This is a genomic window from Streptomyces sp. Ru72 (assembly GCF_002920635.1).
Lineage (GTDB): Bacteria > Actinomycetota > Actinomycetes > Streptomycetales > Streptomycetaceae > Streptomyces.
This window is the reverse complement of record NZ_PQSR01000027.1, coordinates 48,477-61,660: the sequence shown is the minus strand read 5'-3', so window position 1 is coordinate 61,660 and position 13,184 is coordinate 48,477. Positions and strand designations below refer to the sequence as shown.

At 72.1% G+C, this 13,184-nt stretch carries 16 protein-coding genes and 1 pseudogene; 4 read left to right on the top strand and 13 right to left on the bottom strand.

Features of this window, described 5'->3' with window-relative positions:
• Window positions 1-12 precede the first annotated feature (12 nt).
• Window positions 13-1,134, bottom strand: a complete 1,122-nt coding sequence (locus C3488_RS15685; protein ID WP_181139034.1) for an aminomethyltransferase family protein — start codon at window positions 1,132-1,134, stop codon at window positions 13-15.
• 118 nt (window positions 1,135-1,252) lie between these two features.
• Between C3488_RS15685 and C3488_RS15680 the strand changes: the two genes are divergently transcribed.
• The 4 genes from C3488_RS15680 to C3488_RS15665 all read left to right on the top strand — a co-directional run bounded on the left by C3488_RS15680 (window position 1,253) and on the right by C3488_RS15665 (window position 4,304).
• Window positions 1,253-1,852 (top strand): TetR/AcrR family transcriptional regulator, encoded by a 600-nt coding sequence (locus C3488_RS15680; protein ID WP_103840028.1) that lies wholly within the window; start codon window positions 1,253-1,255, stop codon window positions 1,850-1,852.
• Between the two features lie 60 nt (window positions 1,853-1,912).
• Window positions 1,913-2,359 (top strand): PAS domain S-box protein, encoded by a 447-nt coding sequence (locus tag C3488_RS15675; RefSeq protein WP_103840027.1) that lies wholly within the window; start codon window positions 1,913-1,915, stop codon window positions 2,357-2,359.
• Complete coding sequence (locus C3488_RS42575) at window positions 2,251-2,721, top strand: PAS domain-containing protein (RefSeq protein ID WP_103840026.1); 471 nt, start codon at window positions 2,251-2,253, stop codon at window positions 2,719-2,721. The genes C3488_RS15675 and C3488_RS42575 overlap by 109 nt, the downstream gene beginning before the upstream one ends.
• 170 nt (window positions 2,722-2,891) lie before the next feature.
• Complete coding sequence (locus C3488_RS15665) at window positions 2,892-4,304, top strand: RtcB family protein (protein ID WP_103840025.1); 1,413 nt, start codon at window positions 2,892-2,894, stop codon at window positions 4,302-4,304.
• Between the two features lie 189 nt (window positions 4,305-4,493).
• On the opposite strand, the gene C3488_RS15660 is transcribed toward C3488_RS15665, so the two are convergent.
• From C3488_RS15660 to C3488_RS15610, 12 genes and pseudogenes are all read right to left on the bottom strand, one after another.
• On the bottom strand, window positions 4,494-5,312 hold the full coding sequence (locus tag C3488_RS15660; RefSeq protein ID WP_103840024.1) for an SAM-dependent methyltransferase: 819 nt from the start codon (window positions 5,310-5,312) through the stop codon (window positions 4,494-4,496).
• Window positions 5,313-5,377: 65 nt separating this feature from the next.
• Window positions 5,378-6,658: a cytochrome P450 gene (locus tag C3488_RS15655; protein ID WP_103840023.1), complete on the bottom strand. Its 1,281-nt coding sequence runs from the start codon at window positions 6,656-6,658 to the stop codon at window positions 5,378-5,380.
• 2 nt (window positions 6,659-6,660) lie between these two features.
• Entirely contained in the window at window positions 6,661-7,002 is a 342-nt protein-coding gene (locus C3488_RS15650) for an antibiotic biosynthesis monooxygenase (protein ID WP_103840022.1), read from the bottom strand.
• Window positions 6,999-7,334 carry an antibiotic biosynthesis monooxygenase gene (locus tag C3488_RS15645; protein ID WP_103840021.1) on the bottom strand — a complete coding sequence of 112 codons (336 nt, stop codon included), beginning with the start codon at window positions 7,332-7,334 and terminating at the stop codon, window positions 6,999-7,001. Before C3488_RS15645 ends, C3488_RS15650 begins: the two co-directional genes overlap by 4 nt.
• 1 nt (window position 7,335) lies before the next feature.
• On the bottom strand, window positions 7,336-8,085 hold the full coding sequence (locus C3488_RS15640) for an SDR family NAD(P)-dependent oxidoreductase (protein WP_103840020.1): 750 nt from the start codon (window positions 8,083-8,085) through the stop codon (window positions 7,336-7,338).
• 29 nt (window positions 8,086-8,114) lie between these two features.
• Complete coding sequence (locus C3488_RS41065) at window positions 8,115-8,882, bottom strand: SDR family NAD(P)-dependent oxidoreductase (RefSeq protein ID WP_374955422.1); 768 nt, start codon at window positions 8,880-8,882, stop codon at window positions 8,115-8,117.
• Window positions 8,862-9,311: pseudogene (locus tag C3488_RS41575) on the bottom strand (SRPBCC family protein); the annotation flags it as partial. The gene C3488_RS41065 and the pseudogene C3488_RS41575, both read right to left, overlap by 21 nt.
• On the bottom strand, window positions 9,311-9,574 hold the full coding sequence (locus C3488_RS15630) for an acyl carrier protein (protein ID WP_103840052.1): 264 nt from the start codon (window positions 9,572-9,574) through the stop codon (window positions 9,311-9,313). The gene C3488_RS15630 and the pseudogene C3488_RS41575, both read right to left, overlap by 1 nt.
• 38 nt (window positions 9,575-9,612) lie before the next feature.
• Window positions 9,613-10,905, bottom strand: coding sequence for a ketosynthase chain-length factor (locus tag C3488_RS15625; protein ID WP_103840018.1), 1,293 nt, complete (start codon window positions 10,903-10,905; stop codon window positions 9,613-9,615).
• Window positions 10,902-12,221 carry a beta-ketoacyl synthase gene (locus C3488_RS15620; RefSeq protein WP_103840017.1) on the bottom strand — a complete coding sequence of 440 codons (1,320 nt, stop codon included), beginning with the start codon at window positions 12,219-12,221 and terminating at the stop codon, window positions 10,902-10,904. The genes C3488_RS15625 and C3488_RS15620 overlap by 4 nt, the downstream gene beginning before the upstream one ends.
• Window positions 12,218-12,646 (bottom strand): cupin domain-containing protein, encoded by a 429-nt coding sequence (locus C3488_RS15615; protein ID WP_103840016.1) that lies wholly within the window; start codon window positions 12,644-12,646, stop codon window positions 12,218-12,220. Before C3488_RS15615 ends, C3488_RS15620 begins: the two co-directional genes overlap by 4 nt.
• Entirely contained in the window at window positions 12,643-13,014 is a 372-nt protein-coding gene (locus tag C3488_RS15610) for a TcmI family type II polyketide cyclase (RefSeq protein WP_103840015.1), read from the bottom strand. Before C3488_RS15610 ends, C3488_RS15615 begins: the two co-directional genes overlap by 4 nt.
• Between the last annotated feature and the right edge of the window lie 170 nt (window positions 13,015-13,184).

Sequence of the window (13,184 nt, the reverse complement as noted above, 5' to 3'; positions counted from 1 at the left end):
GTGCCTTCCGGCTCAGGCCCGTACGCGGGTGCGCTCGGGGTCGTACACGGGGGTGGGCTTCACCGTGGCGTCGGCTTTGGAACCGTCGGCGGCGACCGCGGTCAGCGCGGTCCCCGACTTCACCGCGTCACGGTGCACGCGGGCGAGCCCCAGGGTGGCGCCGTCGAGTACGGGCGAGGGCACGGCCATCGTCACGTAGCCGACGTCCCGTCCGCCCAGCTCCAGTCGCGCTCCCTCGGCCGCCTCGGGGGCGGTATCCAGGACGACGCTGACCACACGCCCCTGCGCGGTGTCCTTCTTGGCGAGCAGCGCGTCGCGGCCCTGGAAGGGGCCCTTGTCGAAGTCGATCGCCCAGCCCATCCGGCACTCGAACGGGGTGACGGTGTGGTCGTACTCCAGCTCACCCATGATCATTCCGGCCTCGGTGCGACACGTCAGGAGGGCGAGCGCGCCGGCGGCCTTCACTCCGAGGTCAGCCCCCGTGTCGAGGACCGCGTCCCACAGGTCCAGCGCACGCTCGCGCGGCACCTGGATCTCGTAGCCGAGTTCGGCGGTGAACCCGATCCGGCTGACCTGCGCACCGATGCCGGCGACCAGGACGTCACGGACGAAGGTGTAATAGGGGAAGGCGGCGTTGGAGACGTCGACGTGCGTGAGCCGTTGGAGGACCTCGCGGCTGCGCGGTCCCTGCAGGGTCAGTACGGCGAACTCGTCGCGACGCTCGGTGACCGTGGTGCCGTCGGGGGCGTGCGCGATCAGTGATTCCTGGGTGGCCGGGTTGCCGCCGGTGACGACCACGTGGCCGGGCGCGAGGACGGCCACGGTCACGTCGTCGATCATGAAGCCGTCCGCGTCGACGACCACGCCGTAGGCGATACGGCCCTCGCCGAGCCCGCGGACGCTCCGCGAGAAGACGGCGTCGACGGTGGCGAGCGCGTCCTCGCCTTCGACGTGCCACTTGTAGAGCATCGAGTAGTCCAGCGCGCCGGCGGCGGTGCGGAATGCCTCGTACTCCTCGGCCGGGTCCGTGATGAACAGAGGCACGGCATGGCCGTAGACGTCCATCCACTCCTCGACGCGGTCGTCGTACCGCGGGGAGAACGGGGTGCTGCGCAGTCCTTCGGGCAGGGCCATGGGAACTCCAGTGAGGCGGAGGAAGCGAGGTACCGCCCGAGAATCTATCCATTCGGATAACTTGTCAATAGGATAGATTTGCTTGTCAGTGTGCGTAGGGGAGAGGAAAGGGGGGTGCATGACCGAGACGGTGGTCGATGGGGGGACCGGCGGCCAGGGCAAGCGGCCGGGATACGGTCAGGGACGGGAAGCTTTGATGGCCGCGGCCATCAGGGTCGTCGCGCGAGGGGGACTGCGGAAGCTGACGTACCGGTCCGTGGCTGCCGAGGCCGGTGTGACCCACGGCCTCGTCGTCCACCACTTCGGATCACGTGACACGCTGCTCGAAGACGCTTTGGGCTGGGCTGTGCGGCGCAGCATCGAGACGTCGTCGCTGGTGCCCACCAGTGGCCGTCTGGAGGACTTCGCCGCGACGCTGGCCGGGTTCATCGCCGCCGATCCGGATCTTCAGGCGTTTCAGTACGAGCTGAAGCTGGAGGCGAGACGCAGGCCGGAGCTGCAGCCGTACGTAGACGCGCTCTACGAGGCCTACCGCGACGCCGTCCGCGAAGCGCTGGCCTGCTTCGGCGTGTCCGAAGAGGCGGTGGAGATCGTCTTCGCGGCTCTGGAGGGACTGGTCTTCCATCAGGTCACCTCCGGCGATCCGCACCGCACCGAGGACGGTGTCGAGGCGCTGCGCGGCCTCCTCGCGGCACACCGGCGGCAGACGCCGCCGTAGGTGTTCGGGGTTACATTGAGTGGACGGGAAAGCGAGACGCGACAGACAGCAGGACCGGTCATGACAGGTCTCCTGGGCTCCCCTGACGTGGGACCGCGATCACCCGCCTTCGCCTCACCGCTCACGCCCCACAGCGCGACAGCGGTGCTGGACGACGACATGCGGTTCGTCGGATGGAGCCACGAGGCCGAGGAGTTGTTCGGTCACCGTCCTCTGGAGGTAATCGGCCGGTCCGCCGACGAGATCCTCGCGGACACCGAGACGGGTGCCGGACTGGCGCAGTCCGGCGACGTGCGAGCACAGGAGCTCGGGACCCGATCGGTACGCCGTCGCGACGGCACCCTCGTGTCCGTCGCGCTGACCCTCAGCCCGCTGTCACACGGCGCCACCGGGTCGGCATGGCTGGTCGTGGCGGCCGACGCGGAGCTGCTGCGACGCCAGTCGTCTACGACACCGATGCCCGCGTCCAGTGGATCAACACGGCCATCGAGAAGCAGTTCGGCGTGACGCCGGCCGAGGTCGTCGGCAGGTTCGTGAGGGACATCCTCCCGCAGGGCTCCGTACTGAGCGAGGACGGCCGGCAATCCACGGACGTCGAGAGGATCGTCGAGCACGTCGTGCGGACCCAACGGGCAAGACCATCTGGACCGAGGTGTCGCTGGTTCCAGCCCAGATGCCAGGAACCTTCGCAGGCGAGCAATTCGAGCTGTAGCGATCCGGGCGCCCTCGTCCGGGACTGTCGCGGCTCAGGCTTTACGGCGGCCGCTGCGGCGTGGCGCCGGGGCGGCACCGCCCAACAAGGCTCGCTATCACTACGCCGACTAGCCAGGTCGGCCAGCCAGCCAGCCAGTCGGCTCGGCGAGCCCTGAGGGCCTCGACAAGGTGTGACCGTCAGCCGACCGAGCGCGCGCGGCTCCACTTCTTCCCGGGCCTGCTCGCAGCCGCCGGGAGTGGCCCGGCTCCAGCGCGGAACTCGAAGTCCAGCGGCTACCGGTCCGGCGGCAGGCGGGCCGCGTCGCACGCACCGCAGGTGACCACCATGGAACTCCTCGAAGAAACCCCCCACCGCTTCCGCATCGAACGACACGGTGACATGCGCGTCCCGGGCGTCGTCTTCGCCTCCCGGGCCCTGCTGAGCGATGCCCAGCAGGCGCTGGGGCAGGTCGTCAGCGTGGCCACGCTGCCGGGCATCGTCGACGCCTCGTACGCCATGCCGGACATCCACTGGGGCTACGGCTTCCCCATCGGCGGGGTCGCGGCGACCGATGTCGACGACGGGGGTGTCGTGTCGCCGGGAGGGGTGGGGTTCGACATCTCCTGCGGGGTGCGGTTGCTGGCCGCGGACTGTGATCGTGACCAGCTCCGGCCCGCCCTGGACGCGGTCATGGACGGGCTCGACCGGGCCATCCCCCGTGGCGCGGGGCCCGGTGGTGTGTGGCGGCCGGGTGGGCCCGGGGAGCTGGAGCGCGTGCTGGAGGGTGGAGCCCGTTATGCCGTGGAGCAGGGGCATGGTGAGGAACGGGATCTCGCCCGGTGTGAGGACCGAGGGGCGGTCGGTGACGCCGAGGTCGGGCAGGTCGGCGGGCGGGCCCGTGAGCGGGGGCTCGGGCAGGTGGGCAGCCTGGGATCGGCCAATCACTTCCTCGAGGTGCAGCAGGTGGCCGAGGTGTACGACCAGGCGGCCGCCGACGCCTTCGGGATCGCCCGCGGTCAGATCACCGTGATGATCCACTGCGGGTCGCGCGGGCTCGGTCATCAGATCTGTACCGATCATGTGCGGGCGATGGACCGGGCCATGACCCGGTACGGCATCGCCGTGCCCGATCGGCAGCTGGCCTGCACCCCGGTCACCTCACCGGAGGGGCAGGCGTACCTCGGGGCGATGGCCGCCGCCGCCAACTACGGACGCGCCAACCGCCAGCTCCTCACCGAAGCCGCCCGGCGGGTCTTCCGCCGCGCCGCGAGTGTCCGGCTGTCCCTGGTGTACGACGTGTCGCACAACCTCGCCAAGCTGGAGACGCACGAGGTGGGTGGGCGGCGGCGTCGGCTGTGCGTGCACCGCAAGGGCGCCACTCGGGCGTTCCCGCCCGGGCATCGTGAGCTTCCCGAGGACCTTCGCGACCAGGGGCAGCCCGTGTTGATTCCCGGGACCATGGGCACGGCCTCGTACGTGCTGGCGGGGGTGGCCCAGGGAGGTGCCTTCTTCTCCACCTGCCACGGTGCCGGGCGCCGGATGAGCCGCCACCAGGCCGCCCGCTCGATCACCGGCAGGGAGCTGCGGGCCAGGCTCGAGCGGGACGGCATCGCCGCGCGTCCGCTCTCCTGGCGCGGCCTGACCGAGGAGGCCCCGGAGGCGTACAAGGACGTCGGCGAGGTCGTGGCGGCGAGCGAGAGTGCCGGGCTGTGCCGCATCGTCGCCCGCCTGGTGCCGCTCGGCGTGGTCAAGGGCTGAGCTCAGCGCCCGGGGGCGGACCGCACGGGGCCGGCGGCGACGCCGGTCCTGGACGGACGGCCGTCACCGAAGGGGAGGCGCAAGGGCAGCGGAAGGGCCCCGGGCCGGCCCGGGGCCCTTCCGCTCGACGGCGCCGCTCACCGTGGAAGCGGCTGCGGCGGCGAGCGGGTGGCCGGCGAAAACGCCTGCTCACGCGCCCGGTTTGAGCGCCACTCCGGCGAGCATGGCGAGTTCCGGGTCGGGGTGCTCGTCGGGGGCGGGCCGCCACAGCGGGGCGCGGACCACACCGGGAGAGAGCAGGTCGAACCCGTCGAAGAGGGCGGTGAGTTCCGCCGGGCTGCGCCAGATGACCTGGCTGACCGCACCGCGGTACTGCTCGGCCGCCGCCGGGGCCGTCCGCGGGACCTCGTCGGCTCCCGCGTGCGAGAGGACCAGCGCGCTGCCGGGGGCCAGCGGCGCGGCGTACCGGCGGACCAGTTCCGTCGGGTCCTCGCTGTCCGGTACGAAGTGCAGTACGGCGGCCAGGATGAGGGCGACCGGGCGGTCGAAGTCGATCAGCCGGCGGGTGTCGTCCGCCTGGAGGATCTCCTGCGGCCGGTGCAGGTCGCCCTGGAACACGGCGGCCCTCGGCTCGTCGGCGAGCAGCGCCCGGCCGTGGGCGACCGCCACCGGGTCGATGTCGACGTAGACGACGGTGCTGTCGGGGTGGGCGGACAGGGCGACGTCGTGCACGTTGCCCTCGGCGGGGATGCCGGACCCGATGTCCAGGAACTGGCGTATGCCGAGGGCCGACAGCTCCCGTACCGACCGGCGCAGGAAGGCGCGGTTGGCCCGGAGGGTGGCGACGAGTTCGGGGTTGCCCGCCGAGACCCGGTCGCCGAGTTCCCGGTCGGCCGGGAAGTTGTGGGTGCCGCCGATCCAGTAGTCGTACACCCGGGCGATGCTCGGCGTCTCGATGTCCACTTCCGGCGGCGCCCAGCTGGGACGTGCGGTGTCCAGTCGTTCCACGTGTGTCTCCTGAAGTCGTCGGTGGTGGCTCGGGCGTTGCTGAGGCGGACGGGTGCGGCGCCGGGTCAGACGGCGGACCGGCCGGTGAACACCGGCAGTTCCTCCAGGCCGCGCATCATCAGGCTGCTGCGCCAGCGCAGTTCGGTGCTGTCCACGGCGAGCCGCAGCGCTGGGACGCGGGCGAAGAGACGGCTGATGACGATCTGCCCTTCGAGGCGGGCGAGCGGGGCGCCCAGGCAGTGGTGGATGCCGTGGCCGAAGGCGACCGAGGCGCTGTGGGACCGGGTGATGTCCAGCCGGTCGGGGTCGGTGTAGCGGGCGGGGTCGCGCCCGGCCGCGCCGAGCGAGATCGTGACGAACTCCCCCTCGGGGATGAGCACGGAGCCGACCTCGACGGGTTCCGTGGTGAAGCGCCAGGTGGCGTTGGTGACCGGTCCGTCGTAGCGCAGGAACTCCTCGACGGCCGCGGGCCACAGCGCGGGGTCGGTGGCCAGCTGCTCACGCACCGCGGGGTGCTGGAGCAGGGCGAGCGTGCCGTTGCCGATGAGGTTGACCGTGGTCTCGTGGCCGGCCACGAGGAGAAGGAACGCCATGGAGATCAGTTCGTCGTCCGACAGCTGGTCGCCCTCGTCGCTCACCTGGACGAGGTCGCTGAGGATGTCGTCGGCCGGCTCGGTGCGCTTGCTGTCGATCAGCGCCCGCAGGTAGGAGATCATCGAGACGCTGGCGTCCCGTACCTCGGGGGTGCCCGCACCGGAGACCAGCAGATTGGACCAGCGGCGGAACTCCGACCGGTCGTCCGGCGGTACGCCGAGCAGCCAGCAGATCACCGTGAACGGCACCGGGAAGGCGAGTTCCTCCATCAGGTCCACCCGCTCGCTGCCGGCGATGCCGTCCAGCAGCTCGTCGGTGAGCTCGATGATCCTCGGCCGCAGCGACTCCACCCGGCGCGCGGTGAAGGCCCGGCCGACCAGGCGGCGCAGCCGGGTGTGGTCGGGGGGATCACTGTCCAGCATGTGCATGCTGAGGACCTGCGGGAACTGACTGTCGTCGCCGGACTCGGCGAGGAACGCCCGCTGCTTCTCGGGGTCGGCGAAGTTGCGAGGGATCAGGTCGCGGCCCACCCTCATGTCCTTGCTGAGCCGGGGGTCGGCGAGCAGCTCCCTGGCGTCCTCGTACCCGGTGATCAACCAGGTCCGCAGACCGTTGGGTGTGACGACGGGGACGGCCGGCGCGGTCTGCCGCAGCGCGGCGAGCGCCCCGTGCGGGTCCTGGTGGAAGGCCGGGGTGAACAGCTCGACCGGCGGTGGGGCCGGGCTCTGCGACGGGCTCTGTGCCGGAGGCATGCTCAGGCTCCTTCCACGGCGGGCACCGGGTGGCTGCCCTCATAACGGGCGAGTTCCCGGTAGATCTCGAACGGGCGGTCCCGCTCCAGGTCGCGGAACGGCCGCAGGGGAGCGGTCTGGTCCTTGTGGGCGGCGCCGCGCTCCCAGGCCTCGAAGGCCTCCCAGTCGCTCCACCGGCTGACCACGACCAGCGCGCGCGGGTCTGCGAGGGCGTGCAGCAGCCGGTTGCCGAGCAGGCCGGGCGTGCCGGCCATGCGCCGGCTGGCCTCGTGGTAGGCGCGCACGACCTGCTCGGTGTCGTCGCTCAGGTGGTGCAGCACCACTTCGACGGGAGCCGCCGTCACCGGGTGCCCTGCCCGGTCCGGGCGGCGCCCGCGAGCGCGGCGACGACGTGCATCGTCGTCATGGAGCCGCCGCTGCGGAACGGGTGCAGCTTCTGGCGGTGGACGAGGTGCCGGTCGCTGGTCTCGAACTCGCGGAACAGCGGCTCGTTCACCCAGTCGCTGACGATCCAGTAGATGCCGCTCTCCTCGGCGCTGCGGGACAGCCACTGCCCGAGGTTGGCCGGGTGGTCGGTGACCGAGTCGCCGACCTCCTGCCAGACCTTCTCGAAGTCCTCCTCCATGCCGGGCCTGATCTCCATGCGGAGCATGACCCGGAAGACCTGCTCGCCCATGTCAGATCCCCCCGTCGACGTTGAGCGTCTCGCCGGTGATGTAGGCGGCGTGGTCACTGAGCAGGAACAGCACCGGGCCGGCGATCTCGTCGACCGTGCCGAGGCGGGCGAGGGCGGTCTTCTGGGCGTAGGTGGCGCGCAGGCCCGCGGCCCGCTCGGCGGGCATCGCGTCGAATGCCTCCGTCTCGATGACGCCGGGGGCGACGACGTTGACGCGGATCCCGCGGGAGCCGAGCTCCTTGGCGAGAGAGCGGGTCAGTCCCGTCATCGCGGCCTTGGCGGCGGTGTAGTGGGCGCGCAGCGGTATGCCGGCCGCGGCGCCGCGCGAGCCGATGTTGACCACCGAGGAGCCGGAGCCGAGCAGCGGAAGCGACTGCTGGATGACCCGGTAGGCGGCGGTGAGGTTGGTGTCGATGATCCTGGACCACTCCTCGGGGGGCAGTTCCGCGAAGGGGATGTGGCTGATCACGCCCGCGTTGTTCACGACGCCGTCGAGGCGTCCGAAGCGGTCCTTGACCTCGCCGACGAGCCGGTCGACCTCGGCGGTGTCACCGACGTCGGCGCGCAGCACGTGGTGGTCGCCGGCAGTGTCCTTGAGCGCCGCGGTCAGGCTGTCGACGGCCTCGCTCTCCTGCCGGTAGCAGGTGACGACGTCGGCGCCGGCGCGGGCGGCGGCCAGCACGATGCCGCGGCCGATGCCCCGGGTGCCGCCGGTGACGAGCAGCTTCTTGCCGTGCAGTGCGAGTTCCACTGGGTTCCCTTTCGTAGCCGGGCCGCGGTTCACACGCAGCCGTCGACGTGGATGTTCTGACCGGTGATGTAGGCGGCGTGATCGCTGATGAGGAACAGCACGGTGTCGGCGATGTCGTCGACCGTGCCGAGCCGGCCGAGGGCGGTGAACGAGGAGAACACGCGGCGCTCGCGCTCGGCGTCCTCCTCGGGCAGCTCGTCGAGCGCCTCGGTGGCGATCCGGCCGGGCGAGACGGTGTTGACGCGGATGCCCTGCGGGCCGAGCTCACGGGCGAGCGAGCGGGTCATGCCGACCAGCGCCGCCTTCACCGCCGTGTAGTGGACGCCCCCCGCCATGCCGAGGAACGCCACGGTGGTGCCGATGTTGATGACGGAGGAGCCCGCGCTCAGCAGCGGCAGGGCGCGCCTGGTCACCAGGTGGGCGGCGGTCAGGTTGCCCTGCAGGGTGGCGGCCCACTCGGCGTCGTCCAGGTCGGCGTAGGGCTTGGGGCGGAACGTTCCCGCGTTGTTGACCACGGCGTCGAGCCCGCCGAGGCTCGCGTCGCACTCGGCGAGCAGGCGGCCCACGTCCGCCGCGTCGGCCGCGTCCGCCCGTACCACCTGATGCTTGCCCGGGGTCCTGGCGAGCTCCTGTTCCAGCGAGGCGACCGCCGGGCCCGGGGTGCGGTAGCAGGTGACGACGTTCGCACCGGCGCGGGCGGCGGCCAGCACGATGCCGCGGCCGATGCCCCGGGTGCCGCCGGTCACCAGCAGCCGCCTGCCCTCCAGCTGTCGGCCGGCCCGGGCGGCGGCCTCCACCTTGGCCTTGATCAGCCGCATCTGCACGGCGGTGTTGCGGTTGAGGCGCTCGGTCATCCCGGCGTCGTCGATCGGCGCCTGGGGCTTCATCTCGAAGTCCTGGACCCAGCGCATACGGACGCCGTCGGGCTGCTCCTCGTACTCCCAGCGGATGTTCATGTAGGCGAAGGGGCCGGTCTCCACCCGCCGGGCCCGGACGGTGCGGGTGGCCGGGTCCGGGGTGCGTTCGGAGACCCAGCTCCAGACGGTGCCGTTCTCGTCGGGGTGCAGGGCCAGCCGGAAGGTGACCGTGTCCCCGTCCTGGCCGAGGATCTCCGCGGAGGCGTACTCGCTGAACAGGCGCGGCCAGGAGGCCACGTCGTTGGTCATCGACCACACCAGGTCCATGGGGGCGTCGATGACGATCGCGTTGTCGGTGTGCCCGGCCATCAGACGCGCACCTCCGCCAGCCGGGCCCGCACGTAGGCGAGGGCCTCGCGCGGGGTCTGGGTGTGTTCCAGGTCGCCGTCGGGGATCTCGATGCCGTACTCGCGCTCGATGCGGTTGGTGAGCTCCAGCAGGGCGAGGGAGTCGTACCCGAGGTTCGCGAACGCCGTGTCGGCGAAGTCCGCGCCGTCGAGGTCCGTCTGTTCGTCGGCGCCCGCGCTCGCGAGCAGGATCCGCTTGATGTCGTCGAGAGTGAACTCGGCCATGGCGAACTGCCTTCCAGTCGTCGTGCGTTCGGTGTCGGTCACTTCTTGAGGTCGTCGCGGTTCGGGGCGCCGACGACCAGCGCGGAGGTGAATCCGCCGTGTCCGCGGGCGAGGACCAGGGCGGTGCGCGGCTCGGTGCGGCGTGGGTGGCCCACGACGAGGTCGATCTCGCAGCCTTCGGCGGTGCGGCCCAGCCCGGCGGTGTGCGGTACGACTCCGGCGGACAGGGCGAGCAGCGCGGTCGCCACGTCGAGGGCCGCACCGCCCGCGTACAGCCGCCCGGTGAGCGTCTTCGGCGCGGTCACGGGCACCGCGCCGGGACCGAAGACCTCCGTGATCGCCCGCGCCTCGGCGAGGTCGTCGGCGGGCACCCCCGCGGCGTCCGCGAAGACCATGTCGATCCGCCCCGCCTCCAGCCGGGCGTCGGCGAGCGCCCGCCGGATGACGGACGCGAGCACGGAGTGCCGCCCGGCGCGGACGGCTGTCCCCTCCGCCGGGCGGGTCCCGGCGGTCGGGTCGAAACCCGCTGCGTAGCCGATCAGTTCGCCGTAGACCGGGACACCGCGCTCGCGGGCTCCCTCGGCGCTCTCCACGACGAGCATGGCGCCGCCCTCGCCGGGGACGAAGCCCGAGGCTGCGGCGTCGAAGGGCAGGTAGGCGCGCGCCGGGTCGTCCTCGGTGGACAGCTTCCCCGAGGTCATCTGGGCGACCAGGCCGTACGGGCACAGGGAGGCGTCGGTGCCGCCGCTGAGCACCAGCCGCGAACCGGTGTCCAGCAGCCGGCGGGACTGGCCGAGTGCGTCGAGGCCGCCGGCCTGCTCGCAGCAGATCACTCCGCAGGGGCCCCGCATGCCGTGCCGGATGGACACCTGCCCGGTGGTGGCCGCGTAGAACCAGGCGATCGACTGGTAGGCGCCCACCCAGGACGACCCCTGCTGGTAGAGGTTCTCCATCTCGTGCTGGCCGAACTCGGTGCCGCCGGACGAACTCGCCGTCACGACCGCCATCTCGTACTCCGGCAGCCGGGCCGGATCGGCGGCGGCGTCCGCGAGGGCGGCGTCGGCGGCCGCCAGGGCGAAGTGCGTGAACCGGTCGGTCTGCTTGACCAGTCGCCCGGGTATCTGCTCGGAGGCCCGGAATCCGGGCACTTCGCCGCCGATGCGGACGGGATAGCCGGTCGGGTCGAACCGGGTGATCCGCCCGAGGCCGCTCTTGCCCGCGAGCACCGACTCCCAGTGCCGGTCCGCGCCGATGCCGGTCGGTGCGACCACACCGAGCCCGGTGACCACGGCCCGGCTCCGGTGGCCGGGAAGTATGCCGGACGCGCTCATGCCGCCTCCTCGCGGGTGCCGGTGCCGGCCCGGGCCGCCCGCGGCCGGGTCTCGGCGGGCCGGCCCAGCACCATCGCGGTCTGGAAGCCGCCGAAGCCGCTGCCGACGCTGAGCACCCGCTCCATGCGGTGCTCGCGCGCCGTCACCGGGACGTAGTCCAGGTCGCACTCGGGGTCGGCGACGGACAGGTTGGCGGTGGGCGGGACGACCTGGTGGCGCAGCGCGAGCGCGCAGGCGGCGATCTCCAGGGAGCCGATCGCGCCGAGCGAGTGCCCGATCATCGACTTGATGGAGCTGACGGGCACCTCGTGGGCGCGCCGGCCGAGGCTGCGCTTGAACGCGGCCGTCTCGTGCCGGTCGTTCTGCTTGGTGCCCGAGCCGTGGGCGTTGATGTAGTCGATGTCGCCGGGATCCAGGCGGGCCCGGTCCAGGGCGACCCGGATCGCCTCGGCCATCTCGCGGCCGTCCGGCTTGAGGCCGGTCATGTGGAAGGCGTTGCTGCGCCCCGCGAAGCCGAGGACCTCGGCGTACACGGTGGCGCCGCGGCGCCTGGCGGACTCGGCCTCCTCGATGACCATCACGGCCGAGCCCTCACCGAGGACGAAGCCGTCGCGCCGCCCGTCGAAGGGACGGGAGGCGTGGGCGGGATCGTCGTTGTTGGGGGTCGTGGCCTTGATCGCGTCGAAGCAGGCGGACGTGATCGGCGACAGCGGAGCGTCGGTCGCGCCGGCGAGCACGGCGTCGACGGCACCCTCCTCGATCAGCTGGACGGCGTGTCCGATGGCGTCGAGGCCCGAGGTGCAGCCGGTGGAGATCAGCGCGACCGGTCCCTCGGCGCCGGCCTGCCGGGCGACCTCGACGGCGAGGGTACTGGGCACCATGTAGCCGTAGAGGTGCGGTACGCCGTAGCTGTGGTCGACCAGCCAGTCGCGGCCTCCGTCGGAGAGCACCGCGTACTCCTCCTCCAGGCCCATCGTGCAGCCGACGGCACTGCCGATGCTCACCCCGACCCGGCCCGGATCACCGCCGGGCAGCTCGATGCCGCTGTCCTCGACGGCCTCCCGGGCTGCGACGACCGCGAACTGGGCCGCCCGGTCCATGCGGCGGGCGTCCTGCGGGGTGAGCCCGGCGGCGAGCGGGTCGAAGTCGCACTCGGCAGCCACCTGGGACCGGAACCCGGCGGGGTCGAACAGGCTGATCCGGCGGGTCGCGGTGCGTCCGGAGGTGAGCAGGTCCCAGTAGGCCTCGCGGCCGTGTCCGCCGGGTGCGACGGCGCCCACCCCGGTGATGACCGCGCGGCGCGTCGGGCGGCTCACCGGGCCTCCCCGACGTCCGGGTTGCCGGCGGCCTCGTCGAGCGGCTGCTCGGTGTCGACGTGGCCGAGTTCCGGGCGGGGCGCGAGCGGGGAGAGGTGGAAGACCACTTCGGCCGGAACGGTACCGGTGTTCACGAGCCGGTGGCGGACGCCGATGGGCACCAGCAGCGAGTCTCCGGGGCCGAGCGTCACGGGGACGCCGTCCAGCCGCATCTCCAGCCGGCCCTGGACCACGTGCAGGAACTCCTCGGAGTACGGGTGCAGATGCTCGGTGACGTAATCGCCGGGGGCCAGCCGCAGCACCCCGCCGAAGCCCGAGCTGCAGCCGACCGTGCGGGGGCTGAGCGTGACGCGGATGTCGCCGCCGCGCTTGGTGTTGGCGGGGACCGTGTCCACGTGCACCTTGGTCGTGGCGGGGGCGCTCACTTGGCGCCGCCGAGGTTCGCGGCGCTCGGCGCGGTGATGGCGGGGCCCTGCTGCGGGGTCCAGGAGTAGAAGGGCACGGCCATCGCGTCCTTGGGCTCTCGCCAGTTCGGGTCGTAGGGCGAGATGAACTCGCCGAGGCGGGTGTTGATCTCGTTGTAGAGCGGGTGGCTGCGCGCCTTGTAGAGGTTCGGCGCGATGTCCTGGTCCGCCTCCACGAGGTGGAAGTACAGGTCGTGGAACGCGAACAGCGTGCGCCGCGACACGCCCACCATGTGCGGCAGTTCGGTGCTGTCCGAATCAGCGAAGACCTGTGCGACGCCCTGGGCGTCGGCGAGGTTCATCCTGGCCACGATCAGCGTTCGGTGCACGGTGTCCTCCCGGGCTTGTCTTCTTAGGCGTTCACCCTGGTCGGACCGGGTCGAGGCAGTCTGGAGGGCCTCTGGAGAACCGCTTGGCGTCTGACCGGCCGGTCTTGGGGGACGGCACGGCGGCCGGACGCGGGCACAGCACTGCGGCCCGCCGCACCGGGGTGCGACGG

Bases quoted from the DNA above. Each gene is read 5' to 3' on its own strand.
- C3488_RS15685 (WP_181139034.1), bottom strand. From the start codon at position 1,134: ATGGCCCTGCCCGAAGGACTGCGCAGCACCCCGTTCTCCCCGCGGTAC.
- C3488_RS15680 (WP_103840028.1), top strand. From the start codon at position 1,253: ATGACCGAGACGGTGGTCGATGGGGGGACCGGCGGCCAGGGCAAGCGG.
- C3488_RS15675 (WP_103840027.1), top strand. From the start codon at position 1,913: ATGACAGGTCTCCTGGGCTCCCCTGACGTGGGACCGCGATCACCCGCC.
- C3488_RS42575 (WP_103840026.1), top strand. From the start codon at position 2,251: ATGGCTGGTCGTGGCGGCCGACGCGGAGCTGCTGCGACGCCAGTCGTC.
- C3488_RS15665 (WP_103840025.1), top strand. From the start codon at position 2,892: ATGGAACTCCTCGAAGAAACCCCCCACCGCTTCCGCATCGAACGACAC.
- C3488_RS15655 (WP_103840023.1), bottom strand. From the start codon at position 6,658: ATGCCTCCGGCACAGAGCCCGTCGCAGAGCCCGGCCCCACCGCCGGTC.
- C3488_RS15645 (WP_103840021.1), bottom strand. From the start codon at position 7,334: ATGGGCGAGCAGGTCTTCCGGGTCATGCTCCGCATGGAGATCAGGCCC.
- C3488_RS15630 (WP_103840052.1), bottom strand. From the start codon at position 9,574: ATGGCCGAGTTCACTCTCGACGACATCAAGCGGATCCTGCTCGCGAGC.
- C3488_RS15625 (WP_103840018.1), bottom strand. From the start codon at position 10,905: ATGAGCGCGTCCGGCATACTTCCCGGCCACCGGAGCCGGGCCGTGGTC.